Below are 707 nucleotides of genomic sequence, written 5' to 3' on the forward strand. Positions count from 1 at the left end.
CTGTGCGCTGGGCAGCCTGTTCACGGCGATCATTCTCGCCGCCTTCTTCGGCTTGCTGGGGCTGCTCGCCAGCGACCGCGCAAGGCCGCTGCTGACACTGCACATCCCCCGCACCATCCGCTACCTCTGGCCATCGGCCAACCCCCGCGCCTCACCCCTTTCCTGATCCGCGCCACTCCTGCGTTGCATGCGCTGCGGCCTTGTCTGGCCGGCGCTGTCGTTCTGGTTTTCAGGAAAACAACAGGCTATGTCCAAGTCGTTCTCCCGCGCATCGAGCGCGGTATTGTTGTGCACGTGTTCCCCCATGCTGTGGGCCGAGCAGGCCGTCACGCTCCCCGACACCGAGGTCCGTGCCGCCGCCGCGCCCGCCTCGGCGCTTTCCCTCGACGTAACGGCCGAGAGTGCCTCGCGTCTCGGCCTCACACCGCGGGAGACGCCGGCTTCGGTCAGCGTGGTGACCCGCGAGCAGATCGAGCGGCGCGGCGCCGAGAACACGCAGCAGATGCTCATGGGCGTGCCGGGTGTGGTTGCCGCGGCTCCACCTGGCTTCGCGGGGGCGGTTTCCTGGCGTGGCTTCACCGGAAGCCAGGTGACGCAGATGTTCAATGGCATCACCGTGCAGTACGACGCGATTGCCGCGCGTCCCGTGGATGGCTGGATCTATGAGCGTGTCGAGGCCGTGGGTGGTGCGTCCGGCTTTCTCAATG

Annotated in this window: 1 protein-coding gene; it reads left to right on the plus strand. The window is 67.3% G+C overall.

The genetic code is table 11. The annotated features are described in order from the left end of the window. Nucleotides 1-247: 247 nt before the first annotated feature. A partial coding sequence (locus tag J0A65_RS24825; RefSeq protein ID WP_206596902.1) for a TonB-dependent receptor plug domain-containing protein occupies nucleotides 248-707 on the plus strand: 460 nt, incomplete at its 3' end.

It is taken from the genome of Bowmanella yangjiangensis (genome assembly GCF_017255015.1).
Lineage (GTDB): Bacteria > Pseudomonadota > Gammaproteobacteria > Enterobacterales > Alteromonadaceae > Bowmanella > Bowmanella yangjiangensis.